This window comes from Escherichia sp. E2562 (assembly GCF_005781075.1).
In the GTDB taxonomy this organism is placed as follows: domain Bacteria; phylum Pseudomonadota; class Gammaproteobacteria; order Enterobacterales; family Enterobacteriaceae; genus Escherichia.
Genome location: NZ_VATM01000004.1, coordinates 167,443 through 192,756 on the forward strand (window position 1 = coordinate 167,443; position 25,314 = coordinate 192,756).

Annotated in this window: 34 protein-coding genes; 4 read left to right on the plus strand and 30 right to left on the minus strand. The window is 51.8% G+C overall.

Translation table 11 applies throughout. The features are described 5' to 3' along the window. Nucleotides 1-298: 298 nt before the first annotated feature. The 4 genes from FEK43_RS07635 to FEK43_RS07650 all read right to left on the minus strand — a co-directional run bounded on the left by FEK43_RS07635 (nt 299) and on the right by FEK43_RS07650 (nt 2,819). Nucleotides 299-775 (minus strand): YbjN domain-containing protein, encoded by a 477-nt coding sequence (locus FEK43_RS07635; protein WP_000203025.1) that lies wholly within the window; start codon nt 773-775, stop codon nt 299-301. A gap of 87 nt (nt 776-862) precedes the next feature. Further along, nucleotides 863-1,765, minus strand: coding sequence for a 30S ribosomal protein S6--L-glutamate ligase (rimK, locus tag FEK43_RS07640; RefSeq protein WP_130205211.1), 903 nt, complete (start codon nt 1,763-1,765; stop codon nt 863-865). 60 nt (nt 1,766-1,825) lie between these two features. Then, the gene (gene nfsA / locus FEK43_RS07645; RefSeq protein ID WP_130205209.1) at nt 1,826-2,548 is read right to left on the minus strand and encodes a nitroreductase NfsA; all 723 of its coding nucleotides are present in this window, start codon (nt 2,546-2,548) and stop codon (nt 1,826-1,828) included. Further along, a complete protein-coding gene (locus FEK43_RS07650; protein WP_130205207.1) occupies nt 2,532-2,819 on the minus strand; it encodes a DUF1418 family protein in 288 nt (95 codons plus the stop codon). The genes nfsA and FEK43_RS07650 overlap by 17 nt, the downstream gene beginning before the upstream one ends. Nucleotides 2,820-2,978: 159 nt before the next feature. Between FEK43_RS07650 and FEK43_RS07655 the strand changes: the two genes are divergently transcribed. Beyond that, nucleotides 2,979-3,236, plus strand: a complete 258-nt coding sequence (locus tag FEK43_RS07655; protein WP_130205205.1) for a GrxA family glutaredoxin — start codon at nt 2,979-2,981, stop codon at nt 3,234-3,236. 31 nt (nt 3,237-3,267) lie between these two features. Here FEK43_RS07655 and FEK43_RS07660 read toward each other — a convergent pair whose 3' ends face one another. Beyond that, complete coding sequence (locus tag FEK43_RS07660; RefSeq protein WP_130205203.1) at nt 3,268-3,645, minus strand: inner membrane protein YbjM; 378 nt, start codon at nt 3,643-3,645, stop codon at nt 3,268-3,270. 267 nt (nt 3,646-3,912) lie between these two features. Between FEK43_RS07660 and FEK43_RS07665 the strand changes: the two genes are divergently transcribed. Further along, a complete protein-coding gene (locus FEK43_RS07665; protein ID WP_130205201.1) occupies nt 3,913-5,598 on the plus strand; it encodes an aspartate:alanine antiporter in 1,686 nt (561 codons plus the stop codon). A gap of 235 nt (nt 5,599-5,833) precedes the next feature. On the opposite strand, the gene FEK43_RS07670 is transcribed toward FEK43_RS07665, so the two are convergent. From FEK43_RS07670 to FEK43_RS07705, 8 genes are all read right to left on the minus strand, one after another. Next, on the minus strand, nt 5,834-6,052 hold the full coding sequence (locus FEK43_RS07670) for an ogr/Delta-like zinc finger family protein (protein WP_135406301.1): 219 nt from the start codon (nt 6,050-6,052) through the stop codon (nt 5,834-5,836). A gap of 90 nt (nt 6,053-6,142) precedes the next feature. After that, the gene (locus FEK43_RS07675) at nt 6,143-7,243 is read right to left on the minus strand and encodes a phage late control D family protein (protein ID WP_135406283.1); all 1,101 of its coding nucleotides are present in this window, start codon (nt 7,241-7,243) and stop codon (nt 6,143-6,145) included. After that, a complete protein-coding gene (locus FEK43_RS07680; protein ID WP_047612750.1) occupies nt 7,240-7,725 on the minus strand; it encodes a phage tail protein in 486 nt (161 codons plus the stop codon). The genes FEK43_RS07675 and FEK43_RS07680 overlap by 4 nt, the downstream gene beginning before the upstream one ends. Beyond that, entirely contained in the window at nt 7,722-10,799 is a 3,078-nt protein-coding gene (locus FEK43_RS07685; protein WP_135406282.1) for a phage tail tape measure protein, read from the minus strand. The genes FEK43_RS07680 and FEK43_RS07685 overlap by 4 nt, the downstream gene beginning before the upstream one ends. Further along, nucleotides 10,792-10,911, minus strand: a complete 120-nt coding sequence (locus FEK43_RS07690) for a GpE family phage tail protein (RefSeq protein ID WP_000763311.1) — start codon at nt 10,909-10,911, stop codon at nt 10,792-10,794. Before FEK43_RS07690 ends, FEK43_RS07685 begins: the two co-directional genes overlap by 8 nt. A 14-nt stretch (nt 10,912-10,925) precedes the next feature. Next, nucleotides 10,926-11,228 (minus strand): phage tail assembly protein, encoded by a 303-nt coding sequence (locus FEK43_RS07695; protein WP_001281016.1) that lies wholly within the window; start codon nt 11,226-11,228, stop codon nt 10,926-10,928. A 54-nt stretch (nt 11,229-11,282) separates the two neighbouring features. Beyond that, entirely contained in the window at nt 11,283-11,798 is a 516-nt protein-coding gene (locus FEK43_RS07700; protein ID WP_001207661.1) for a phage major tail tube protein, read from the minus strand. A gap of 9 nt (nt 11,799-11,807) precedes the next feature. Next, the gene (locus tag FEK43_RS07705; protein ID WP_000046146.1) at nt 11,808-12,980 is read right to left on the minus strand and encodes a phage tail sheath protein; all 1,173 of its coding nucleotides are present in this window, start codon (nt 12,978-12,980) and stop codon (nt 11,808-11,810) included. Between the two features lie 186 nt (nt 12,981-13,166). Between FEK43_RS07705 and FEK43_RS07710 the strand changes: the two genes are divergently transcribed. Further along, on the plus strand, nt 13,167-14,156 hold the full coding sequence (locus FEK43_RS07710; RefSeq protein ID WP_138158492.1) for an acyltransferase family protein: 990 nt from the start codon (nt 13,167-13,169) through the stop codon (nt 14,154-14,156). Nucleotides 14,157-14,176: 20 nt separating this feature from the next. On the opposite strand, the gene FEK43_RS07715 is transcribed toward FEK43_RS07710, so the two are convergent. The 6 genes from FEK43_RS07715 to FEK43_RS07740 are packed head-to-tail and all read right to left on the minus strand — an operon-like array spanning nt 14,177 to nt 18,825. Further along, nucleotides 14,177-14,776 (minus strand): tail fiber assembly protein, encoded by a 600-nt coding sequence (locus tag FEK43_RS07715; protein WP_138158494.1) that lies wholly within the window; start codon nt 14,774-14,776, stop codon nt 14,177-14,179. After that, nucleotides 14,776-16,401 (minus strand): phage tail protein, encoded by a 1,626-nt coding sequence (locus FEK43_RS07720; RefSeq protein WP_135406280.1) that lies wholly within the window; start codon nt 16,399-16,401, stop codon nt 14,776-14,778. The genes FEK43_RS07715 and FEK43_RS07720 overlap by 1 nt, the downstream gene beginning before the upstream one ends. Continuing rightward, nucleotides 16,398-17,003 carry a phage tail protein I gene (locus tag FEK43_RS07725; protein WP_103253977.1) on the minus strand — a complete coding sequence of 202 codons (606 nt, stop codon included), beginning with the start codon at nt 17,001-17,003 and terminating at the stop codon, nt 16,398-16,400. The genes FEK43_RS07720 and FEK43_RS07725 overlap by 4 nt, the downstream gene beginning before the upstream one ends. After that, complete coding sequence (locus FEK43_RS07730; protein WP_135406279.1) at nt 16,996-17,904, minus strand: baseplate assembly protein; 909 nt, start codon at nt 17,902-17,904, stop codon at nt 16,996-16,998. The genes FEK43_RS07725 and FEK43_RS07730 overlap by 8 nt, the downstream gene beginning before the upstream one ends. Further along, on the minus strand, nt 17,891-18,250 hold the full coding sequence (locus FEK43_RS07735; protein WP_000177580.1) for a GPW/gp25 family protein: 360 nt from the start codon (nt 18,248-18,250) through the stop codon (nt 17,891-17,893). The genes FEK43_RS07730 and FEK43_RS07735 overlap by 14 nt, the downstream gene beginning before the upstream one ends. Then, complete coding sequence (locus FEK43_RS07740; RefSeq protein ID WP_135406278.1) at nt 18,247-18,825, minus strand: phage baseplate assembly protein V; 579 nt, start codon at nt 18,823-18,825, stop codon at nt 18,247-18,249. Before FEK43_RS07740 ends, FEK43_RS07735 begins: the two co-directional genes overlap by 4 nt. A 93-nt stretch (nt 18,826-18,918) precedes the next feature. Here FEK43_RS07740 and FEK43_RS07745 point away from each other — a divergent pair, with 93 nt between their 5' ends. Next, nucleotides 18,919-19,824 (plus strand): hypothetical protein, encoded by a 906-nt coding sequence (locus FEK43_RS07745; RefSeq protein ID WP_138158496.1) that lies wholly within the window; start codon nt 18,919-18,921, stop codon nt 19,822-19,824. Here the strand turns inward: FEK43_RS07745 and FEK43_RS07750 are convergent. From FEK43_RS07750 to FEK43_RS07800, 11 genes are all read right to left on the minus strand, one after another. Next, on the minus strand, nt 19,813-20,259 hold the full coding sequence (locus FEK43_RS07750) for a phage virion morphogenesis protein (RefSeq protein WP_135406277.1): 447 nt from the start codon (nt 20,257-20,259) through the stop codon (nt 19,813-19,815). The genes FEK43_RS07745 and FEK43_RS07750 overlap by 12 nt on opposite strands. After that, a complete protein-coding gene (locus tag FEK43_RS07755; protein ID WP_113450089.1) occupies nt 20,252-20,683 on the minus strand; it encodes a phage tail protein in 432 nt (143 codons plus the stop codon). The genes FEK43_RS07750 and FEK43_RS07755 overlap by 8 nt, the downstream gene beginning before the upstream one ends. After that, nucleotides 20,646-20,894, minus strand: a complete 249-nt coding sequence (gene lysC, locus FEK43_RS23025; RefSeq protein ID WP_240783006.1) for an Rz1-like lysis system protein LysC — start codon at nt 20,892-20,894, stop codon at nt 20,646-20,648. The genes FEK43_RS07755 and lysC overlap by 38 nt, the downstream gene beginning before the upstream one ends. Continuing rightward, nucleotides 20,779-21,207 (minus strand): Rz-like lysis system protein LysB, encoded by a 429-nt coding sequence (gene lysB, locus FEK43_RS07765; protein ID WP_135406275.1) that lies wholly within the window; start codon nt 21,205-21,207, stop codon nt 20,779-20,781. The genes lysC and lysB overlap by 116 nt, the downstream gene beginning before the upstream one ends. Further along, a complete protein-coding gene (locus tag FEK43_RS07770; RefSeq protein WP_001069908.1) occupies nt 21,204-21,719 on the minus strand; it encodes a lysozyme in 516 nt (171 codons plus the stop codon). Before FEK43_RS07770 ends, lysB begins: the two co-directional genes overlap by 4 nt. Then, nucleotides 21,700-21,915: an HP1 family phage holin gene (locus tag FEK43_RS07775; RefSeq protein WP_000171568.1), complete on the minus strand. Its 216-nt coding sequence runs from the start codon at nt 21,913-21,915 to the stop codon at nt 21,700-21,702. The genes FEK43_RS07770 and FEK43_RS07775 overlap by 20 nt, the downstream gene beginning before the upstream one ends. A gap of 3 nt (nt 21,916-21,918) precedes the next feature. Beyond that, a complete protein-coding gene (locus FEK43_RS07780) occupies nt 21,919-22,122 on the minus strand; it encodes a tail protein X (protein ID WP_000868175.1) in 204 nt (67 codons plus the stop codon). After that, nucleotides 22,122-22,586: a head completion/stabilization protein gene (locus tag FEK43_RS07785; protein ID WP_000673523.1), complete on the minus strand. Its 465-nt coding sequence runs from the start codon at nt 22,584-22,586 to the stop codon at nt 22,122-22,124. Before FEK43_RS07785 ends, FEK43_RS07780 begins: the two co-directional genes overlap by 1 nt. 95 nt (nt 22,587-22,681) lie before the next feature. Further along, nucleotides 22,682-23,332, minus strand: a complete 651-nt coding sequence (locus FEK43_RS07790) for a terminase endonuclease subunit (RefSeq protein ID WP_135406274.1) — start codon at nt 23,330-23,332, stop codon at nt 22,682-22,684. A 3-nt stretch (nt 23,333-23,335) separates the two neighbouring features. After that, the gene (locus FEK43_RS07795) at nt 23,336-24,391 is read right to left on the minus strand and encodes a phage major capsid protein, P2 family (protein ID WP_085453641.1); all 1,056 of its coding nucleotides are present in this window, start codon (nt 24,389-24,391) and stop codon (nt 23,336-23,338) included. A gap of 16 nt (nt 24,392-24,407) precedes the next feature. After that, nucleotides 24,408-25,241: a GPO family capsid scaffolding protein gene (locus FEK43_RS07800; RefSeq protein WP_001710117.1), complete on the minus strand. Its 834-nt coding sequence runs from the start codon at nt 25,239-25,241 to the stop codon at nt 24,408-24,410. Nucleotides 25,242-25,314 lie beyond the last annotated feature (73 nt).

Consider the following 25,314-nt stretch of genomic DNA (forward strand, 5'->3'; position numbering starts at 1 on the left):
AAAGATATGCAATAAACGTGCATATTTTTTATCGGCGCGGCGCAAGAAAAGAGAACTCTCTCCCGGCCAGCATTGCTCGCTATATAAAAGCCTTGCAAGAATAACTTTAGCCAGGGTTTGAAACTATAGCTGTAATTAAAAAACAGTATTTAACAAATTTTTATGCGCATTTGCTCTATGTGATAAAGCAAATTCGGCATAAGGCAAGTGAAAAAACCTTTAATGGAAGGTTAAATTTAGCAGGAAATATTATAATGCGCAGTCACTGCGGCAGCGACTGCGTGCTCAAAAAGAATTATCAGTGAAGGAAATAGTTTTCGGTAACGTTATTTTGCCCTTCATCGTCAGTCGGCAACAGCAGTTGATGGGCATTGGCTTCAAGGATGACCATCGAAATCTGCTCTTCACTCTGGCGTACGAACCATGCAAATTGTTCATAGGTTACGCCCTGCATAACGGATAAAGACTGGCAAACCACCAGCTTTGGCAGATTATCATCCTGCATATCAAGAAATGCTTTCACAGTCAGCGAACTGGCATTGATGGCCGACAAATCCGCCGCCAGCGGCAACACGGCTGAAGGTCTGACTTCCGCCATGGCAGAAAACAGGATCGTGTTATCAATCAGGTCGATTTTGGCATCAAAGACACCGTCAAAATTCTGCATATGCGGCAGATGTAGCGCCTGACAGTTATCACATTCAAAAAAACTCATCCCCAGGTCATCGAGCCATTGACGCAACGTATCCAGACCAGGAACGACCAGCGATGTCATAATTTTGTACAACCTCTTCCGATAAAAAGACTGGCACAGCTTACGCAAAAAGCGCAGGCAAAACCATGATCAGTCACGTTATTGCGACTAACCACCGGTTTTTAAGCAATATTCTGCCGTGGCGTGGCGCTCAATCCAGCGGATCATTTTACCCGCGATGTCGATACCGGTGGTTTTCTCTATCCCTTCCAGACCGGGCGACGCATTCACCTCCATCACTAACGGTCCGCGATTTGCACGCAGAATATCCACACCAGCAACATCCAGTGCCATCGTTCGTGCGGCTTTTATGGCGATTTCACGCTCCTGCGGCGTAATACTGGCAATGCTTGCCGCACCACCGCGATGCAAATTGGAACGAAAATCGCCCTCCTTCGCCTGCCGTTCAATTGCCGCGACCACTTCATCGCCAACGACCAGACAACGAATATCACGGCCTTTTGCTTCTTTTATATATTCCTGCACCAGAATATGCGCATTAAGACCGCGAAAAGCGTCGATTACGCTTTCTGCTGCCTGACGCGTCTCCGCCAGCACCACTCCAATCCCCTGCGTGCCTTCGACCAACTTGACCACCAGCGGTGCACCACCGACCATCTCGATTAAGTCGCTGGTATCATCCGGCGAATGCGCCATGCCTGTTACAGGCAGGTCAATGCCCTGTCGCGCTAACAGTTGCATGGAACGCAATTTGTCACGCGCACGGGCAATCGCGACCGATTCATTCAACGGATAGCTCCCCAGCATTTCGAACTGGCGTAACGCCGCCGTCCCATAAAAGGTAATGGCGGTGCCAATGCGCGGGATCACCGCGTCAAAATGGGGTAGCTTGCGGCCTTTATAATGAATAGAAGACGCCGCAGGATTAATGTTCATATAGCAAGAAAGCGGATCGAGAATTTCAACCAGGTGACCGCGCTGTATGGCGGCTTCACGCAACCGCTTACACGAATAGAGCGTTCCATCCCGGGACAATATGGCAATTTTCACCCTGCACCTCTCTGTCAGACCTGGTCAAAAGCCCGCGTATAATACATCGGCGTTACGGTTTTAGCGCGTCGCCCAACCTTGTTTATGCAAATAATCGAGAATAAAAGGACGGCTTTCTTTGATAATCGTCCGACGAATATGGTCGCTCCAGGTATCCCGACGATTATTGCTGCCACGGGTGAGATAATATTCCGCCAGTTGCTCGTCATACTGCGCCAGAGCGTCTTTATCCAGCGGTTGATAGCTGTTTTCATGCACCACAATAGAGGCGGGTAAACGCGGTTTGAGATCCGGTTTATCCGCAGGCCAGCCAAGACACAGACCAAATAGCGGCAAAACATGCTTCGGTAACTTCAGCAGTTCCGTCACCGCTTCGATATTATTGCGTAGGCCACCAATATATACTCCGCCCAATCCCAGAGATTCCGCTGCAGTTAACGCATTTTGCGCCATCATCGCCGTATCAACGACACCGAGCAACAGTTGTTCCGCCAGGCCAAGTTGTGCATCCGGACAGATCTGTAAATGACGGTTAAAGTCGGCACAGAACACCCAGAACTCCGCCGCTTGCGCCACATGTTTTTGCCCCCCGGTCAGCGTTACCAGTTCTTCACGCAGCGTTCTATCGGTAATGCGAATAATGCTACTGCATTGCAAAAAACTAGAACTGGAAGTCGCTCGGGCGCTGTTGATAATCGCCTCACGCTGCGCCTCAGAAATGGGGTCATCAGTGAAATGGCGAATGGAGCGATGGCCACAAATAAGTTCAATGGTTGGCGTCATTATCTTTTTCTCTTTCTGAACGTGAAGATTCCAGTGGACGGTTCATCAGTTGTGGGGCAAGCCGTTTTGCCACCTGAAGAATAACCACCACCGCAGCGGGAAGCATGAGCAAAACACCGAGAAAAATCATCAGAATTTGTATCTCTGGCGTCGAAAACGGCACCGGAAGCGAAAGGTAATGGCTTAACGACAGCAGCGCCGTCACCAGTAACATCATGCCGATGAATTCCAGTATCAACACGCTTTTAGGTAATTTACCGATCGCGCGCATAAGCTTCCCTCTGCAAAGTGAATTGCTATTTTAAAACCTTTCGTTGCGTTGTGCTTAACAGTTATAGCTTTAAGCAATCAATGCAACAGGTTAAACCTACTTTCAGCGAGTAAATTTTGGCGTAATCATGGCGGACATAAACAGATGAGGAGAGAAACAATGCAAACCGTTATTTTTGGTCGTCCGGGTTGCCCTTACTGCGTGCGTGCTAAAGAGTTGGCAGACAAACTGAGTAATGAACGCGATGACTTTGAATATCAGTATGTTGATATTCGTGCAGAAGGGATTAGCAAAGAAGATTTACAACAGAAAGCGGGTAAACCAGTAGAAACCGTACCGCAGATTTTTGTCGATCAGCAACACATCGGCGGCTATACCGATTTTGCTGCCTGGGTGAAAGAGAATCTTGAAGCCTGATTGCCGGATAAGCCCTCTCTGTTTGAGGGCTTTATTGATTTTTTCTGTGCTGTGACTTGAACAAACTACTAATAAACAAGAAACACAACGCCCCCAACGCACACCAGAAGACGGCGCTCAATAACCATGCCAGCTCTTGCCAGAATGAGCGTGTTGGTGAAAAAAACAGACGCATAATTAACATAGAACACGGTGCCGCCAGCATTGCGCCAAACAGCGGTTTAAGGACTTCTCTACGCTGCGAAAAAAAGCTGGCAACCGCCCCAGGAAGAATGAAAAACAGCAAGCCGATTTCAGGATGCCCGGCAGCCCGAAAAGCGCCTTTCATTTGCGTCGCCAGGAACAGGCACACTACAATGAAGAGGACAAAACAGCAGATTGCCCCCGCCCAACGTTGTTTATGTTTCACTCGCTCCTCCTGACACTGCCTCTATCGAACACATTTTCGCCACTATGGCGTTCAGTAAGATAAAGCCGCTTCGCATTCCATGCTAATATAGGCCAACGCAATTTTTATAGCCGTTGGTACTTAATGTGATTACACTAGTAAAATATATTGTTTCTTTACTATTGCTTAAGTGCGCTGAATGAATTCGCGCCCTGATTTCAGGTAAAAACATTATCTTAAATTACCATTTCTTTCAACAGCTTACTCGTAAACAAGAAGTTAGTCTCCGTGAATATAAACGTCGCCGAATTGTTAAATGGGAATTACATTCTGTTATTATTTGTAGTCCTTGCGCTTGGACTATGTCTAGGAAAATTACGACTTGGTTCAATCCAACTGGGTAATTCCATTGGCGTTTTAGTCGTATCGTTACTATTAGGGCAACAACATTTCAGCATTAACACCGACGCGCTTAATCTTGGCTTTATGTTGTTTATTTTCTGCGTCGGGGTCGAAGCCGGACCCAACTTTTTTTCCATTTTTTTCCGCGATGGGAAAAATTACCTAATGTTAGCTCTGGTGATGGTTAGCAGTGCGCTGGCGATCGCCTTAGGGTTGGGTAAGCTGTTTGGCTGGGATATCGGTCTGACGGCCGGTATGTTGGCTGGCTCCATGACATCGACACCGGTTCTGGTCGGTGCTGGCGACACATTACGCCATTCCGGTATGGAAAGCGGACAGCTCTCCACAGCACTGGATAATCTAAGCCTTGGGTATGCGTTAACTTATTTAATTGGCCTGGTGAGTTTAATTGTCGGTGCACGTTATTTACCGAAGTTGCAACATCAGGATTTACAGACCAGCGCCCAACAAATCGCTCGCGAACGTGGCCTGGACACCGATGCCAGCCGCAAAGTTTATTTGCCGGTGATCCGCGCCTACCGTGTCGGCCCGGAGCTGGTGGCCTGGACCGACGGCAAAAATCTGCGTGAATTGGGTATTTATCGTCAAACCGGTTGCTACATTGAACGTATTCGTCGTAACGGGATTCTGGCAAATCCAGATGGCGACGCCGTACTGCAAATGGGCGATGAGATAGCGTTAGTGGGATATCCAGACGCCCACGCCCGCCTCGATCCCAGCTTCCGTAACGGTAAAGAAGTTTTTGATCGTGACCTTCTCGACATGCGTATCGTCACTGAAGAGGTCGTCGTCAAAAACCATAACGCGGTAGGTAAACGTCTGGCACAACTAAAGTTGACCGATCACGGTTGCTTCCTTAACCGCGTCATCCGCAGCCAGATTGAGATGCCAATTGATGACAACGTTGTGCTTAATAAAGGTGATGTTTTACAGGTGAGCGGCGATGCCCGTCGCGTGAAAACCATTGCTGACCGCATCGGCTTTATCTCGATTCACAGCCAGGTCACAGACCTGCTGGCATTCTGCGCGTTCTTTGTTATTGGCCTGATGATCGGGATGATTACCTTCCAGTTCAGTACATTTAGCTTTGGCATGGGTAACGCTGCTGGCTTGTTATTCGCCGGCATTATGTTGGGCTTTATGCGCGCTAACCACCCGACCTTCGGTTACATTCCGCAGGGGGCGTTAAGCATGGTGAAAGAGTTCGGCTTGATGGTGTTTATGGCAGGCGTTGGTTTAAGCGCCGGTAGCGGCATTAATAACGGCCTGGGCGCGATCGGTGGTCAGATGTTAATTGCCGGATTGATTGTCAGTCTGGTGCCGGTGGTTATCTGCTTCCTGTTCGGCGCTTATGTACTGCGTATGAACCGCGCACTCCTGTTCGGCGCGATGATGGGCGCGCGTACTTGTGCTCCGGCAATGGAGATCATCAGCGACACCGCACGCAGTAACATCCCAGCCTTAGGTTATGCGGGCACTTATGCAATAGCTAACGTACTGCTAACGCTGGCCGGGACAATCATTGTCATGGTATGGCCAGGACTCGGATAAAACTGAAGTTGCCCTGAAAATGAAATTTTTTTGTACAATCGGCGAACTTTTCTTTGGGGCATCAGTCTTAATTAGTGCCACTGCTTTTCTTTGATGTCCCCATTTTGTGGAGCCCATCAACCCCGCCATTTTGGTTCAAGGTTGATGGGTTTTTTGTTGCCTAAAATTTATGCTCTTTAAAATCATGATGTTAGAAGCACTGTTTTTTAATGATGGCGACAAATTGGCGGCAGCGTCAAAGAGAGAGCGCCACCTGTCCTGATTTCATTGGATGCGGCTGAACCGGATTTGACTCTTTTGGCATTGCAATCGAACGAACAAAAGTTTCATGGGTAACAAAAGTATGGCTGCAGTTAATGTTCTGGCACTGGTTGTAACGCTCTTTGGTCAATGAAGATACCTGAAAACTGCTGCGAGTATGGGCGGCACTTCCACACAGTGGGCAAATCATCATTTTTCGAGTTCTCCCCATTTTTGCTAAATTCACAATAACGATACCGCATTATTCCATTTTGAAAACCTAAAAGTTCTCCATTGCGAAGAATCATTCCATTTCGAAATCATCAATCTTCACTTCAAGCTCCAGACTGGTCGTAAAACCGTTATCCGGGCTGACTGTATGCGTCAGGGTGGTAATGGTCCATTCCGCATCATCTATCGGCTGTTTAAAGCCACTGACTTTCACAGGCATTTCCGTGTAGAGATCTGCCCGACCTTCCGCCAGTTGTAGCGAGAATGACGCAACACCGCGTTGCAGTCGTTCCCACTGCATTTTCGCGGCCCGTTCGGCGTTGCTCCGGGTGGCATAAGTGCGATTAAGTACCAGCACATTTTCATCCGTCCCCACAAGGTAATCGCCCTGCTTCGCTTCTGGCTCTTTCTTCTGCTTCTTAGTCCTGCGCTTACGCTTCACTGTAGTGCTTTCTTTCTTGGTGGGTTCGCGGGTATGCAACCAGCTGGCAATTACGCCCGTATAGGCTCCGCGATCTGCCAGGGTAAAGCGGTGACTGTCGCCGTCCTTGCGTGTGATAGTGATCACCGGCAGTGGTTTACCGCTGGCACTTTTACCCTGTCCCTGCCGGATGAATAACAGATTGCTATTTTTCACCGACGCAATAGCACCGTACTGGCGCGCCAGCCGCATCAGAAAACTGCCGTCACTCTCATTAGTCTGGTCTATATGATCCACGGTTTTATCCGACAGGTCTTTACCCAGTGCCATCTTCAGTTTGTGACGCGCAGCTATTTCCTTCACCACTTCCCCGACCGTGGTCTTGTGCCACGATTTTTCACGGCGGGTATTCAGCGTTTCCCGAAAATCAGCACTTCGCGCCCGGATGGTCAGGCGGTCCGGTGCGCCAGTGTGTTCAATCTCATCCACCGTGAATGCCCCTTTTGGGAAAAGCGGCTGCCCCTTCCAGCCCAGCGCCAGCGTAATGACCGCACCACGGCGCGGCAGCACGATTTTTCCGTCGGCATCATCCAGTTCCAGATCAAGCTGGTCCGCTTCAAAGCCCCGATTGTCCGTCAGCGTCAGACTCATCAGGCGGTTATCCAGCACAGTGGTGATATCCCTGCCCTCAATACTGATGCTGAATGCGGGAGTTTTGTTACCTTTGTTAAGCAGTTCAGAGCTGAAATTCACGACAGCAGCCCTCCCACCGTTTTACTGATATCGCTTAATGCAGATGTTGCCGTGTCCTGCAGATTATTCAACTGCGAACTGAGATCACCGAACATATCGGACAGGGATTCATCCACCCGTTTGAGCGACAGGGTGAACTCAACCCGGCGCGGCATACCGTCGCGGAAAAACTCCGTTTTAGTCTGATTCAGTCCCTCAATCACATACATGCCGTAAATCGTGCCGCTGCCTTCAATCAGAGGCCATGCTTTCCCCTGTTCTGCCATCTGCTCCAGTGCCAGCAACGACAGCCTGCCGCCTGTTATCTCCGGCATAAGAACGCCAGAAAGCGTCAGCATGTCGTTATCCGGTCCCAGAAACTGCGTTGACGGGCGTCGGTTAACCCGGCTGTTAGCCGCATGTCGCCAGCTGCGCTGATACTGCAGCTCCTGATACGGCACGGTGCGCAGCATAAACACGTACAATCCCAGCACCATCATCATGCGTCGTATCCCCCCTGATCGCTGTAGTTACTCCTGGCCTTTGCCTTCAGCCTGCGTTCACGTTCATCAAGCTGGCGTGCCACCTCCCGCGCAATATCCTGCGCACTTTGTCCTGGCTGCGTCTGGATGATGATCTGCGTCGGTGCCTCAATCCGTTGAATGGGCGGCACAGTAGCTGCGCGACTCACCATCGCTTCACCGCCTTTCGCGGGAAGTGCCAAAGGATGCAACGGTGGAAGCTCTGCTGGCGCGGCAGCAACGCCCATCATTCCGGCAACAACCGCAGCCAGTGCAGCGGTATTTCTCCGGCTGGTCACGTTTGCCGGGCCGTTAACAATTTCCGGCCCATTTTCACCGACGATGCCAAACTGCCCACGCGGGATATACCCGCCGCTGTCATACATCCCCGCAAAGCCATATCCCCATGACGGAAAACCACCCGATGTCATCATCACTTTACCGTCTGCATTCACCGTCGCAGGTTGCTGACGCGTCACGCTTTCCGGCAGTTTTGCCTTTGCGGCCTCTTTACTGACAATGCCGAGTTTATCCAACAACCAGGAAACGCCGGATTTCAGGGAGTCCAGCGGATGCATGACCATATTCAGCCCTTCCGCCAGTGCCTCCCCGAATCGCCGCCCCATTGCCGCTGCACTCTGCAGTTCGGCAGAGGTCGACTTAACGGGCGTCAGCAGATCAGTAAACCAGCCCCACAGCGCCTGTACTTTGTCGCCAACCCACTGGAACACGGGCTTAAGCGGTTCGAATGCGGCACTGACGGGACCTGCCGCCGCTTTGAATCCTTCCACCACGCCACCGAGAAATGCGGTGATGGGTTGCCAGTATTTCCAGACAACCAGCGCCACACCCGCCAGAGCAGTAACCACAAGACCTATCGGACTGAGCAGAGCACCTAACAGACCAGATATGGCATACAGGGCAACGCGCAGCATCGCCAGCGGACCGGATGCAAGCACACGAAGCACCGCGCCTGCGGCAGCCAGTCCACCGCGCAGTACCGCCAGAGGATTCATAAACATCACAGTAACAGCACGTAAACCGGATAATCCAGACCGCAAAAGTGCAACCGGCGCAGCTGCCACAGTTTTCAGGGCATTCCCCGTCAGTGATGCCGTGCGGCGCAAAGACAACAGCGGCGCAGTAAGCAAACCCGCACTGCTCCTCGATGAAGCAAGCCCGCGTCGCAGCAGTGCCAGTGGTGCGCCAGCCAGGCAGGACAACGCGTTGCTGGTTCGAGTTACTGCTGCCGTAACGGAAGGTAACGTTTTGATACCCAGCACAGAGAATCCCAGACGGATCACTGCCAGCGGCCCCAGCACTGCAGCCAGCGCCACCGCTAAGGTGCCGAGGCCTACGGTAACCGCAGCCACAACAGCCGCTACTTTCATCAGTGTGCCTGTCAGTTCCGGGTTAGCTTCCACCCAGCGGCGCAACGCCCCCGTGATGCTTTTCACCGTGTACAGAATATCCATCAGCGGCTGGCGCAGCGTTTCGCCCAGGCTGCTGAAGGTGTTCTGCGCTCCGGTTTTGACCAGCAACCACTGAGCAGAAAGTGAGTCTTTGTTGATGTCGGATTCTTTCTGCATGGAACCGAGCGCATCATTGCCCGCTGTCAGTTTTAGCTGGCGCTGCAGTTCCGGAAGGTTGTTTGCCAGTTTCGCCGCGTCATCACCAAACTCTTTACCAAACAACATGGTCATGGCAGACAGACGCTTGTCCTGCGGCAGTGCGTTCACCTTCTCCAGCACACGCTGGATAGTTCCCATCGCATCCTTCGTCATCTGCTTTTCAATCACTTCAGGATTGAGTTTCAGCAGATTCATCCCTTCAAAGAAACTCTTGCTTTGCATGGTGGCAATGGACAATTCACGCACCATCGCGTTTGCTGCACTGGCTGCAACCTCCGGCGCAGCGCCCAGTGTCAGAAAGGTGGAACCCAGTGCCGCCGCTTTACGATAATCCAGACGGTCAGCCACACCGCCCAGACGTTGCATCACATCAATGATGTCCGCCCCTTTCGACATGGCGTTATCATCCAGATAGTTCAGCGCATCGCCGAGCTGTTCAATATTGCGGGTAGGTATTTTGTAGAGCTGGGCGATTTTCCCCAGACTTTCTGACAGTTCATCCGCTGGCAGCTCAAAGGCTGTTGCCGCCTTTGCTGCCGTACTGGCGAAGGCCAGCAGGTCACGTTTCTGGTCTTCCCAGCTGTCGTCAGGGTTTGCGACGTTCATGCGCGCACCACCTTCAACCAGTGCAGCGAAGTCCACCGCACCGTTTTCCATCGGCAACTGTTCGCTGGCAGCCTTGATGGCATCCTGCATTTCATAAAAACGTGCAGTGCGGTTGCCATTATCGTCACGCAGACCATTGACCTGCTTTGCCACACCTTTCATGGCATCTTCCATGCTGGTATAGCTTTTTACTGCCGCCATCACTGGTGCGCCCATTGCTAGTCCTGCAGCCGTGGTGGTGGCTCCGGCACCTGCAATACGATCACGCACCTCCAGCGAACGGGCATAACTGGCACGCGCTGCATTCATCCTGCGCTGAGCTTCCCCCAATCGCTTCAGCCGCGCCTCCTGTTTCGAAAGTTCCTGGTTATAACGTGATGTTTCACGGGCTAAACGGGCGGTTGCTCCCGCATCGTCTTTCGCAGAAATTCCCGCCCGGTACAGTTCTGCACGCACAAGCGCCGTTTGCTTCTGCAAATATTTTTGTTGTTCTTCCAGGCGTTGGACTGCCAGCGTTTGCCGACCTAAAGCCACAAGGTGCCGTTGTGATGGTTGTTCCATCGCTTCCAGCTCAGAACTAAGCAAATTTGCCTTCTGTCTGGCATAGTTCAGCCTGTCGCCTAACTTTTTGTTATCGGCCTGCAGCTTGCGAAATTTTTCCAGGCTGTTACCCGCCTGATTGAGTTGCTTTAATGCGTCACGGGAGTTTCTGATTGCGCCAGCCAGCTCTTTCGAACTGGCCTGTGCAGCACGGAATGGGCGGGTGAGTTTGTCAACCGCATTAAGAATGACCTGCAGGCGCAGGTTATTATCACTCATCGTTGGCCCCGCTTCTCTGAATCGCTTTATACCGCCATTCCAGCACTTCGGTCAGCGGCATAACGTCAGTAACGGATGGCGGCCAGTGAAAAATGGTGGCGATATCTGCCACCAGATCGTCAACCGTCAGGCTGTCGGTAAACCGGCAAGCACCGACTTCTTCAACAAAAAAGTGACAACCTCAACCGACATGGCAGTGAGGTCTGCTGGGTCCATCTCTGCAATTTCCTGTGCAGTCAGTGCCGGACTGGAAATGCGGGGGATCACGGTCATCATCGCGTTCACATCCATATCCATAATGGCCTGCAGGCGTGTACCGCGCAGCGCACCGGACTGCGGTTTACGCAGCACAATTTCGGTAATTTCTGTTTTACCGCGCATGATGGGGGTGTCCAGTTGAATGGTCTTTTCAGTCTGCTTATCGCTCATTTTGCTGTCCTGTAAATTGGGTTCTGGCGCGGCATTCCGCGCCGTTCAGATACATCAGAGGCCAAGGGCGTTGCGGTGCGCTTCCATCAGGTCCACACCGTCCACAATTTCCACCATGTTGATAAGGTCCACTTCATAGAGCACCTCACCATTGATAGTCAGCTTCGCGTAGCTGTTGGTACTGGTCACTTTGGTGGTGTTGCTTTCGCCCGTCTTCCACTCGCCGGAGTCCACTTCTTTGTGACGTCCACGCACCACAAGCTCCACGGACTGTACTTCCCCGGTATCATCACGCTGGATAGAGCCGGTAAAGCGCAACTGGATGCCATCCACCGTGGCTTTGCCCATCTGTTTAAACAGCAGCAGTTCAGTACCACCAATGGAAAATTCTGTGTCCAGCGCACTGTCATCAAGCCCCAGATCCACATCCACTGCACCCGGCATTCCGCCGCCGCGATACTTCTCATATTTGCGGGTGAATTTCGGCAGCGTCAGCGACTCAACGATCCCCTGCCAGTTGTTCCCATCGTTAAACAGGTTCAGGTGTTTTAATTTGCGTGGTAAAGCCATGTTGTCCCCTTACGCGCTAACCTGGCTGGCGAAATTCACCAGGTACTGATCGGTGATGCGCTGACGCAACATCAGGTTTTCAAGTGGCGGCACTGGCGTGTAGTCGTAGTCGATTGTGAGTTTTCCGGCTTTCAGCGTGTCTTTGTCGTTCACCGACTCGTCCAGCCAGCAATCACCACCAATGAGATACCCCTGACTGACCAGGCTGCGCATTTTGGCGCGGATGCCCTCGATAATGTCGCGCGCCAGCGACGGGTTCAGCGGTTTGTCCACTGCCCACATGTGCGCTTCTGCCATTGTGTCCGTCAGCACCTGCGCCGTGCGGGTGTAGTTTTCGAAGGCAAAGAGCGGGTCATCACTCAGGCAGCGAGAACCCCAGAAGCGGAAACCGTCTTTACGCACAAGCGTGGTGACGTCGTTCTGGTTCAGCAGACCTGCATCGGTTGCCGGGTCCTGCAGATCCCAGAACACATCTGCAGAAATTCCGGTGACACCGTTCACGCCCACGTTGGACAGGCTTTTGTGCCACCCGGTCTGCTCATCAATTTTGGCACGCAGACCAAGCGCACGGGCGGTGGCATATGCCGTTGCTTCGGCATTCAGCACCGTGTCCCAGCCAGTAAAGTCAGGCCAGATCAGCATTCCTTCGCGCTGGCTGAAATTTTCACGGTAAGTGATCGCCTCCTGTACCGTCTTGCAGCCATACGCTGACAGGTAGGCAAACCCACGCAGGCTTTGCGCCACACTCAGCAACTCAGTAGCAACGGCTTTGTTATCGTGACCTGGCACGCCGAGAATGCGCGGTTTAACGCCGAGCTGTGTCTGGGCAGATAACAGGGCTTTCATGCCTGTTTTTTTACCTTCAGCAGTCACTGCGCCGATGATATTGGTCGTGGTTTCTTCTTCCGTTTCACCCTGCGGCACACGCACAACAACGGTCACGGGTTTTGCCTGGTCAGCGATGGCATCCAGCGAGCGGGCCAGTGTGCCGGACTCACCCGCTTTACCGCTGGCAGTCAGCACATCAGTGATCAGCACGGGTTTATTAAGAGGAAACATTTTTGCATCGGCATCATCGCCCGTGCAGACCATGCCCACGATGGCGGTGCTCACCGTGGTAATAGATCGGGTGCCTTCGTTGACTTCAACAACGCGCACCCCGTGGTGGTAATCCTGAGCCATAAGGCAGTCTCTCCGGTTTACAGGGATAATGCCTACTATGAAAATAAAGTTGCCTTAGGTCACGCGAGGTCGTTTGTACGACGGCCAGCACAATTATCAGATTCTCATTTAATACTTTTAATTGAATCCGTTACCCTGGATACTGTCTTCAACAGAAAACTAACTATATACACTTAAGGATTGTCCGTGGCACAACAGATCGATAATCGTGATAACACTATCGATACGCTCAAAGGCGCGTTAATTTTCCTGGTGGTTATGGCGCACATACTTGGCGGTGGCGTAGAACATGAACAAGTGAAATACATATATGATTTCATTTACACATTTCACATGCCCGCCTTTGTATTAATTTCTGGTTTTCTTAGCAAGGGATGTAGCAATCTTGACATATACAAATTAAGCAAACATATTCTTGTTCCATTCATTGTTTTTAATTTTATTTATGAATTTATCAACTTCTTGCTGACAGGAAGTATTTCTGGTTATCTTAAGATTGGCGCGCCTTATTGGATAATGTGGTATCTTTTAAGCCTTTTTTTCTGGCAAATAATTGCTTCTGTTCTATTCACCTTCCGTTACCCTCTTTGTCTTTCTTTACTTATAAGCTTCGCATTTCAATTCATTGATTTCAGTTCGCAGACTCTATCCATTATGAGGACAATTAATTTTCTACCCTACTTCATTATAGGAGCGTTATTTTATCGGAATAATTTATTACGTATAAGGCACGACAAAAATACGATATACCTCATTTTATTCTCAGCAGTTATTGCATTAGTGATTTTATCGATACTTGCACCTACCATATTTCTCTACGGCGCTTTTCCATTCTCTTATTTTGATAAATCTATAGTTGTACTTATGTTATACAAAGTAGTCAACTACGCAGCGGTTCCGGCTTTTGTATTAGCTCTTATGCAGCTAAAACCCACCTGTGTAATTTTAGAGCGGTTTGGAAAAAATAGTCTTAGTATATATCTGTTACATGGTCTATTTATATTATACATTTCCACTTACCTAAATAAGATGTTGTCATGGCCGTTCATATTGGTAGGTACAGTAATAATCAGCTTTGCTATATGTTACTTATTAAGCAGTACAATTTCTTCCAGAATCATGGACCGATTATTTTCACACATACAAAGTATATTGCTCTCAAAAGCCAGCCAATAAATGGCTAGCTTTAGGCAATACTAACATTCTGGCTTAGCAGGCAATAAGGAAGCTTTATCAGAAACAAATACCGCTTCCTTTAACTCATTAATATAGTTTAACCATACCTGCAAAATTTCTTTATTTCGCTCCGAAATACTCCCTAATAATAATTCACTCTGTAAAGGAGATATGTAATTCAGAGCTTCATTAATCGCCATATCTCTTTCTGTTATAAAAACTTTCTCTAATGCGTTTTTTTTCGCCTGTAGGTCCACAACCCATTCATTCCCATTCCAAACATCATATGGTGTGGATGGTGCAAGAGTGGTCACATTTTCCGGGTATTCACCAATGGTTTTTATTTCTATCGGTTTACCGTTCAATGTGTTATAGACCGTTTCACCACGGTGGTCAGGGACATATTCCCATGATCTCAAATCCAGAGTTCGACAGGACACATAACCTGACTTATATGAACCAGGAGCATCTAAACACGAATGTGCGGGAATACCGACGCCAACAGCAAGATATTCAGTTGATTCAGAAATATATTCCCGTGTTTCACCATCATAGTTATAGACGGTAATATTCCCCGCCTTCGTGGCAATAAGTTCGCTATTTAATACGGCTTTATCCATTATGCAGCTCTCACGATATAGTTAAATGCAATATTTCGTGGACGGGTTTCGCTCCCACCTGTGTTACCAATACTCCCTCGTGTATGTAGCGTTGGTGATGGAATCAGAGTCCCTCCGGCATCGGCAGCATCAAGCCCCCGGCCTTGCGTATATGCTTTTCTGAAGATTGCCGCCAGTTCCCATTCCTCTTTTGAATCATACCCATCGTTGGCTACAACCATATGGCGGTGTTTTTCCAGCATTCCAGCCTGAAGGCTTAATAAAGCACGTCCAGCATCAATACCACGCCCATCATCCCAGCCGCGAATAAACTCACCACGTAAATCAGGCAATTTATTTGTCGGATAAACCTTTGCCAGTTTGGGATATTCTTCTGCCGAAAAAGCCGCTCCGTTGCATTTCAGCCAGCCTGTCGGTGGAATGGCAGAAGGCCACGGAACAGGGACACCAACAGGTAATGCAGAGCCATCCCCTAAACCAAGATAATCAAGAACGCCCTGTGCGCTGGGCTTGCTAAGAATGGCACGCCCAACACTTGTCAGTGCAGTTAAGGCAGCCTGATCTTCCCCTGTAAAATAAGGGAGTTTATCTTTTGATGTAGAAAGCCCTGCCAACGCCGTTAAAGTAGCATCCTTTGGCTGCTTCCCCGCAAGGGCGTTAGTTATTGTCGTGGCAAAGTTCGGGTCATTCCCCAGCGCCGCCGCCAGTTCGTTCAGTGTATCCAGTGCCGCAGGTGCAGAACCCACCATTGCCGCAATCGCCGATTTCACAAATGCCGTGGTGGCAATCTGTGTATTGTTGACCGATTGCGCCGCCGTGGGGGCTGTCGGCGTTCCGCTGAGTGCCGGACTCGACAGTGGTGCTTTCAGTGCCAGCGCATTGTTAATAGTGGTGCTGAATTTCGGATCATTGTTTATGGCTGCGGCTATTTCTTTCAGCGTGTCCAGCGTGGCTGGCGCACCATTAATAAGAGCCGTCAGTGCCGCCTGAACAAATGCGGTGGTCGCAACCTGCGTGGTATTATTCCCCGCCGCTGGCGTTGGCGCTTTGGGGGTTCCGGTAAACGTTGGACTTTCTTTGGGTGCATACTGTGAATGCGGGTCCTGTGCGGCAAGATGTTTTGCCATCAGGTCATCCACGTACACCTTCAGCTCCAGTGCCTTGTCATCCACATACTTGCGGGTTGCCAGCACTACAGCAGGGTCGATTTTCAGGATGATATTGTCCGTACTGCTGGTAATCAGCACCATGCGCACGGTCTGGGTACGCCCGCTGCCTTCAGCCAGTTGCGGCTTATAGCTTTCCGGGCAGTTGCCCACGGCAATCAATGCCCCGGATTCATCAAACAGGCCCACTTCACGGATCCACCAACCGCCCTCGTTTTCGGGGATCACCTGTTCAGCAATAATCTGGCTGCTGTTCTGCGGGTCGATATAGAGCATATTCAGCGCAGCCCGGCGTTTCTCATTTACCAGTGCCGTCTGCTTTGCGTCCGGCGTCGGCAATGCTCCACCACCATCCCCCACCGCCATATGAGTAATTTTAAGCGGCACACCAAGTGCAGTGGCGCTGGCAAGTTTCGCCGCACCAATCTCCGTCAGCAGGGTATAAAATTTTGTGCTCATGGATTCACTCTCACTGTGTCAATAACGTGGACCGCCCCGCCTTCATGCGCGGTGCCGCCGGAAATAATTGTTTCGTTGATATACGGATAGATCGTGATTTCTTCGCCAAGATAGCTGGCGGCTCCCACCCAATGCAGGCCGCTGGTCTGCAGATTGATGGACATGCCGATCATGTGACGGCTACATGGTTTGGCATCGCTTATCAGTCGCTCAAGTTCCAGATAGGTATCTTCGGTGATGCCCTGGTCCTGCACGCCGATATCCAGGCGAAACGTGCCTGGTGTTTCTCCGGTCTGCCACCACTCAATAATGCGGATCAGAAAGCCGAACGGCTCCACCACCCGCCGCACGGCACTGGTGGTTCCTTTGTGCTGATGAATATAAAAAGCATCCTTCACCACCTGGCGTTTGACGCTTTCCGTCCAGTCCTCGTCCCAGCGATCCACAGAGAACGCCCAGGCGAGATAAGGCAGGAAACTGACCGGACAGGTAGCCGGATCCCACAGGTCACGCAGTGGCACCTGCAGATCAGAAATCCCGCTGCAGGTTTGCGCCAGTCGGCGCTCCAGTGGTGTTGAACCCGGCGGCAGCAAACTATTCATCCGTTCCTCCGTTGGTTACGCTCCACTGCGTACATGATGCCGCCTGTGTTTTGTTCAGGACCACATCCGCCAGCGGCGAAGCCAGTTCCACACGCTGCACTCCCTCAACATGCAGGGCGGCAAAGATGGCGCTACGGCGAATATCCCGACCAAGCCGCGTCTGACTGGCGATGTACTTCTGCAGGCTGGCTTTTGCCGCTGCCATTACCGGCTCTGCTTCCGGTCCCGGATAAAGAAAAATGGTGGCTTCCACTCGGTACGGGATGATTTCTGCGCTGCGAACCGTCAGACGATCAGCCACCGGGCGGACGTTCTCACTGTTCAGGGCGTTCTCCACCACATCCAGCAAGTCTTTTTCTGCTGTTCCGTCGCCTTCGCGGCTAAGAACTGTCAGCACCACCTCTGCAGGTGCCGGACTGGTTGCACTGGCATCCGCCACCCGACCGTCGGCGCTTTGTGCATGAAACTCATAAGCGGCAGTTGGCCCAGCAACAGAAAGCCCTTCAAAGGCTGCAGGCACACGCAGGCGTAACGCTTCATCACTTTCCATCACAGCCGCAACGGGCGGTACAGCGTCATCATCAGCAGGTGTCACCGTCAGGCGTTTCACGTTGTAGTTAGCAGCGAGCTGGTCAAGATCGCCGCCCATCGCGTAAGCCACCATCACAGCCTGCGCGGCTTCGTTAATGCGCTGGCGCAGAAGCAACTCACGGTAAGCGTTCTCCTGCAGCAATTTAGTGACGGGTTCAGATTCCAGTTCCAGCGTACGCATCACTGCTTCCTGCTCATCTTTCGGATGAAGCGCCACAAATTCTGCCTTGCGTTCGGCAAGCAGCGTCTCAAAGTCCGGCACATCCACAATCTGCGGCGCAGGTAACTGCGAAAGGTCAATCACTGCCATTCTCTGCTCCTGTTGATACGGAAAGGGAAACAGGCACACCGTTATTCCGCCGCCCGGTCAGCTCCACCACCATTGAACCGTCAAAATTGCTGTTGATGGTGATGGAATCCAGCGTCAGCCGTGGCTCCCAGCGACTCAGCGCGACATACACTGCCGACATGACCTGCAGGCGTAACGCCGGATTTTGTGGCTGGTCTATCAGTGCCGACAGCAGGGAACCATATTCACGACGGGCAATGCGGCTACCCTGCGGTGTCAGCAGAATGTCCCGCACCGACTGGCGCAGATGGTCAATATCAGTAATAGCTTTACCGCTGGTATTGTTCATCCCGCTATAAAGCGTCATACCGGGCCTCCGGTGGTATCGCCGCCTTTCAGGACGCCAGTATGCTGATGCGCATTAACCACGATCCCGTTAGAACTCATTGCACCGCCACTCTGGGTAACACCACCATTGATCACCACTTCGCTGTTAATACGCGTGCGGTCAGCCTCCAGCACAAACTCACTGGTTTTCAGGGTGATGTTGTCGACGGCCTCAATGACCATAGATTTGATGCCCCTGACATACCAGCGCCCGGTCGCGGGTTCGTATTCAAACCAGCCACCGTCCGGGTACTCAACCACGTTGCCGTCCTCAGAGTCTGAAGGTGGTGGAAACTGATTTGAGTAGACAGCAGGCAGGGCAAACGCGGTTTCCAGATTGCCACCCAGGCTGAACAGCACAACCTGCTCGCCCACAGACGGTTTCCACCAGGTGCGCGATTTGCCCGCGCGCAGTGTCAGCCAGTTAATCCAGTTGGTTTCGAGGTCGCCCGTTTTCACCCGACACAGCCAGTTTTCCCGGTCCACTTCGGTGACTACACCTGTGCGGATCAGATTGGTGATAAGGCGCATGATTTCGGTTAGTTGTGCATTCATGTCGACGATATTTGCACAAACATATATTGTGGGACATTGAGTCAGAAATGTATGACTTACTACACAATGTTTATCCGCGCAAAGGAGTTACAGATGACACAAATCGGTATCTATGGATATTGCTTCACGAAAGAATTTACTTTTAAAGGAGGGACACTGATACCTCGTTACAAATCCTTTAAGGAACTAAAAGAGAATAAATGCGATGGAAGCGAATATGTATTAAGTGGATTTTTCTCTCCCGCACATGCTTCTGAAAACACCGTCACTCAAATAATTTATGATCTTTCAGCTGTTTTAAGTTTCATTGAACAAAAAAATGTAATCATATCAAACTTCCTAGAGAAACATGAAACACCTGAAAAGTTAGATAATAATTTCCCACTAAAATTGAAGTCAAAAAGAAAGTCATCACTAGGAATAATTGTTGAAGATTGCTTCTCTGAAAAGAGTCGCTCAGCGTTCATTGAGCTTGCGATGGATAAACTTCATAGAAATATTAATTCTCATCAAAACCCTTTTAGAACTGCGTTCTATAAGTCTATATTTTCTTTTAGGGAAAGAATGGACTATGTAGATGTTAAATACTTCCTTAATTTCTCAGCATTAGAATCCCTGTGCAGATATATCGATAACGAGTCGACATCTAGTTATACACCACAAATAATTACAAAGGTTTTAAAAGATTATGGTTTTAATGTATCTAAAGAAGGCAACCCTGTACCACAAAGAAACGTGATTCACTATTGCACGCTTCGAAACTCTCTATTCCACAATGGAAATTATATTGGATACATTAAGAAAGATGATCCAAGCAGTATCATTAAATTAAGTGATTATTATTCAAATCTAAATTTACTTTTACCTTTAGTATTAATGAAATATATAGGATTCGATGATGGATTAATTAACTGGGACTCATGGATAGACTATGAACCATTTCTCGCCCTCAGGCCTAAAAACTTAACTCCATCGATTGGTAAACAATCAATTAGATAGCCAGCGCAATAATACATCGTGGGTTAAGGATTCTACGTCATCATTAATACCTAACAAACGACGCTCTGCGTAACGGACCTCCGGTCCCTTACGACTGACGCGATCGCGCAGGCCGTAGTGATGAACGCGGGCAATGCGCTGCACCTTACCTTCAAACTGTACGCTGGCAGAATCGGCGCTGGCGGCAGTTTTCAGGTATTTTGTGGTGCGCAGCTTTGTAAACATCTGACGTTTGATGCGCCCCTTCTTGCTGCGTGCTGTTACCCTGCGCGGTTCATAACTGCTGCCATCAGGATTGCGCTGCATCCTGATATTCTGCTGCTGTGTCCGGCGCAGTTCCTGCGCCAGCTGGCGCATCATGAGGCTTCTTGCGGCTGGCTCCAGATTCGCCAGCAAGGCACTCAGCCAGTCGTCCACCTTCTGCAATTCAGCCACGTTTCACCGTCCACATTTCTTCAGGTTCATCGGGTTCCGCTACCGCTTCAACACTCGACACACTGCCGTCAGTGCTGACCAGCACACGCTCCGTCAGTTGCAGGTTCAGGCTGATATCACAGACATCATTGCGCAGAATATCCACCTCAAAGGTGAATACCTTTTCCCGTAACGCCGGATTATTGATGGCATCAGGCTGGTTATCCCGCAGCCACAGCAAAACCGGGGCCATCAGCAGATTCTGGTCGCCGCTGAAATCCTCAATCACCACGTTCAGGGTGTAACGGTACTCCCATGACATGGAGCTGGCCCCCGTGGCAACCAGCGAACCGTTATCCACAAACAGATGCAGTTTGTCCGGGTTATTACAGACATAAGGCACCGCTTTATTGAGGGCATGGCGCAGGGATTGTGGTTTGTTCAATGTTTCGCTCCTGACACGCAATAATCATGTCCACTTTGTCTGCACAGACCGCCCAGGCGGCCTCCGTTTCATCCAGCAATGCGTTCAGATCACCGTTAGTGCGCGGCGCTGCCTGCTCCAGCCGACACGGCGTCACTCGCGGACAACCACTGACGGTAAGCTGCACCTCCGGTGAGTGTCGGACGTTCCCGCAGCCGGATAATGTCAGCAGGCAAAGGAGTATCAGCCCAGCGGCGTAAACCCTCGTTCTCACGTTTCAGTTCCTCGATCCGGTGTTGTCGTTGTCTCAGCAGTGCACTGGTCTGTTCTGCTTCGGCGTAGAGCCGCGCCTGCTCCCGGTTGTTGGTTTCAGCCAGAATGGACAGACTGATCAGCTGGCTATTTTTCTTCGTTAGTTCGTGCGCTTTACTTTTCAGCGCCGCGCGCTGCGTTTCGATGGTGTGGCTGGCGCTGTTAAGCCGCCACGACTGCCAGACCAGCGCAACGAGTGCCAGCGCCGCCACTACCGCCAGCGCACGTGTCATAGTCCAGCTCCTTTAAGGCACCAGGCCATCTCCCGCGCACGGCGGTTATCCAGCCCCTGATTAAAAACACCTTTCACATAAACCCAGCGCGGCAACTGTCGGCACGCATCCGCCCAGCGCCGCTGATTGAGCAATTTCACCAGCGTGGAACTACAGGCATTGCCCGTCCCCACGTTGAAGGCAAACGACACCGTAGCGTCATACACCTTCTGCGGCGGCTGTTGCTTCACACACCTTTCCAGCGCCCGCTCCACACGTAGCACGTTGGAGATCAGCCCTTCTGCTGCCTGTCGTTCCGTAATAGTTTTGCCGGGAATGACGCCCGACGTATTACCAATGCCGTCGGTCCAGACACCCGCGCTGCACTGATACGGCTGCAGACGACAGCCTTCGTAATCGGCAATCAGTTTCAGCCCCTCCACGGAGGTGTGAAGCTGCTGAAAACCCGGCAGCGTGGCAGCAATAGCCAGCACGGCCCCGACAAGGCAGCGTTTAACGATTGATGGATTCATAGTCCTCCCGCGAGATCTGCCCGTCGCGCAGAAGCTGGTAGGCTTTGTGTTTGTAGTACCAGTTGATAGCCAGCATCAGCACACCGATCATCAGGCCGCCCAGCGTTGAGGCATCCTTGATGGATAAATCGCCCAGCCAGGCCAGCACGACGGCGATGCAATACGTGATAAAGGCGCTGATTCGCTCAAGCGTCATAATTCAGTCCCATAACTGGACGGTCTGCACGGTGGTGGTGGTCGGAATGTCCGGGAGCTCCACCTGCAGCCCGTGAGGTAAAAAGGGGCCGTATTCGGCAAGCCCCGGATTTGCCTTCAGTACCTGCTCCGTGACACCCTGCGTGCGCCCGTAATGACGCCAGCAAAGCGCGTCCACCGTGTCATACTGATGCGCACGCACTTTCATCAGATAAGCTCCACTGTGCAGTGCGGCGCATCCTGCACCCGGCTGATGGCCCAGCGGGCGTCACGCCACAAATCACCGCTGGCTTCTGCCAGTTCCTCGCCCCGCTTCACACCGGATGCCGTGGCGTCATAGTCCTGGTATCGTTCGTTGAGCATGGCGCGTGCCCAGCAGTAAACCGCGTTGAAATAGTGCTGAATACGCTCACTTTTGCCGTCCAGCTGTTCCGCCGGAACCTCTGCCAGCGAGGCATACCCCAGCATCTGCTGGCGTCTGCGAAACTCATACAGCTCTGCGTTGACCTCCGAAATTGCCGACAGCGCAACCTGCTTTAAACGCGGCTGCGTCACCGTGCCGTCAGTGCGCATCACACTGCGGAACTCCGACAGGTCCACATCAGGCCAGAACGGCGTATTTCTGATGATTTCCGCCTGTTCCGGTGCCTGTTCTGGCGCAACAAACTTCATGCTGCTTTCTCCTGAAATAGAGGGCGGTGGACGGAGTTTTGATGTGGCTGTGCCTTTCGCCACCCCGTGCCGCCCGTGCGCGGGGGCACGTTCTGTCAGCGGCTGTCATTGCGCAGTCTGCGCTCCAGCTGCTGTTTGTCTTTTTTCACGCCACAGCGGTGATCGAGCTGCAACGCATGGTTGAGATGGTTAAGGGCGGAAGCCGGATTGCTTTCACTCAGGACAGCGCCAATCGCTTTATGCAGACGCGCCCGTGACTGGTCCGGCATATCCAGACCGTCTGTCAGCTCCAGCGTCTGCAGCAACAGATCGGCATCAAAGCCGGTGGCGGCAAGCATTGCGCTCTGCGCCGCGTCTGCCATTTCCTCTGCCAGCACGGTCTGCACATTGCGGTTACCCAGTGGCATCACCCAGCTATGACGCAGGGCATGACGCCCGATCTCCAGCGCCCCGGCATAATCTCCGGCATCAATGCGCCACAGCATCACGTACATCAGCACGTCATCCTGTTGAGTGCCTCCGGCAGCCAGGACGCCCTCTGCCCAGGCGGCGTACTTCGGCAGCAGCTCCACCTTGATTTCCGCTTTTTTGACCGTGGACTGAACGCCCTTGAGACGGCGGCGGTCTTCCGCCAGTTGCAGCAGCATCAGGTCATAGCCCGACGCGTGGCGAACACTGCCACCCTCGCGGGCGGCCTGTTCAGCCTGAACGCGCAGGCGATGCTGCCGTGCGGGACTCAGGCTCATGGTTTATGCTCCGGCTTCTGCGGCGACGCTGAAGTCGCCAATCTGGATGTTTTCCACCAGTGCTGCGCAGCGGTAGTCCTCAACCACATAGGCTTCGTTAACGGATTCAAAGTTTTCAATCCGGTCACGTTTCGGGTTGTCGATAACTGAACGGCGGCGGGTGTCTTCCTGCCAGTAGATGGACAGGTTATCCAGACGAGTGATCAGCAGCGCATTCGGCGGGAAGAACGGCGCACGCACGGCCTGCAGGCCACCCATGCGTTTCTGGCTGATGATCATATCGGCAGCCAGTTTTTCACTGTTTTCCTGCTCTTTGTTGACCAGCGGGAAATACTTATCAGACAACAGTTCACGACCGCAAATCACCACCAGATCGTCATCGTCCTGGTAGACCACGTCGATAAGCTCATTAACGGCATCCATCACCACGGCGTCCAGGTTGGCATATTCGCCACCTTTACCGACTTTCACCGCGCCCGGTGTGGTTTCACCGCCCGTGGTGGTGCTGCCCATGACGTGATCCGGTGCATCCTCACGGATTTTCTGTAGCCAGCCTTTATTCACATCCTGCAGCAGCGGGTTTTCGCTGCGGTTGGAGGTTTTCGCACGCTTCACGCCGTTAAAGCCGATCATGATGCGGTCCAGTGCCTGACGTTTCACGATGGCGTCACGGATACGCACCTGGAAATCCTGAAACTTCGCCCACAGGTCCAGCTTCGCGTAGGTCAGCACCGTGTCAAAGTTGGTCTGCTCGCATTTATATTCCACATCGACCATCAGCGTCGGATCGACAGGCTCACGCTCTTTTGCGGTGGTATCAGTGGTTCCGGCAATGGTGCTGCCAACACCCAGCCCCAGCAACTGACCAGACTGCTCAGTCACTGGCGTGACGTTAATCAGCGTCAGGAATGCGGCGGATTGCTGGATCTGGTCTTCCAGCGTCTGCTGCACAGACGGCTCTACAGTGAACTTGCTGGACAGTTCTTCAACTGCCACACCGTTCAGACGCGCCAGCTGCTGCAGGTAAGCGTTAAAAGCAAAGCGGGTATTCTTCTTCATCAGGTTTTGTGCTCCATCAGCAATTGGTCAGAGTGTCAGCGGGGGCGTTACCGCCTGTTGCACGCTGGCGATAGTCCTGGCGGCTGTCTTCATGACTCAGCTTATCCACCAGTTCGTTAAAGGCGGCTTGTTGTGCCTGCAGAGCAGTCTCCATCTCAGACAGGCGTTCTTCCTGCTCAGACAGGGACTTTTCGGTGCGCGTGCTCAGGTTTTGCTGCTCAGTGGCGACCAGTTCCACGGCCTTATGCACATCAGAGAACCTGGCATCATCGGACTGCTCTTTTTTGGTGAACAGCGCCGTGACGCGGGCAAACAGAGACGGCTTGTCCTCCTGGATTTCTTCCAGTTCGATCACCGTTTCCTCTGCAGCGGTAAAAAGATTGGCGGGATTCTGCTTGCGGTTTGCCAGCGGGTTATGGGCTGCACTGGCGCTGAATGTCAGCATTTCCGTACCCAGACTGGCGGGATCATCAGTAGCAGCCAAGCCGACCAGATAGGCTTTGCCCGTATCAGCAAACTTCGGGCTGACTTCCATAGAGGTGAATAATTTCTGGCCTTTTTTCACCAGCTCCACCAGAGATTCCGTTGGCTCAACGTCGGCATACAGCGCCATCTTGCCTGCCAGCGGACCTTCCGTGATTTCTTCAGCAAACAGCGCCGTCACCTTGCCGTAGCGGTTAAAGGTGCTGTCCGGCAGATAAGACTTGATGTGCTCAAGGTTAATCAGCGCGGTATACACCGCCGGGTTGTAGCTGGCTGCCATCTGTTCCAGCCATTCACGCTGGATTTCGCGTCCGTCGGTGGTGGCACCTTCCACCCCGATGCGAAAACGCTTTGCTTTCACTGTCATGAGCCGTGCTCCGTTAGAAAAAACTTACTGGAGCCTTATGGTTGCGGTGATGGGGGCAGTGAAACAATGCGCG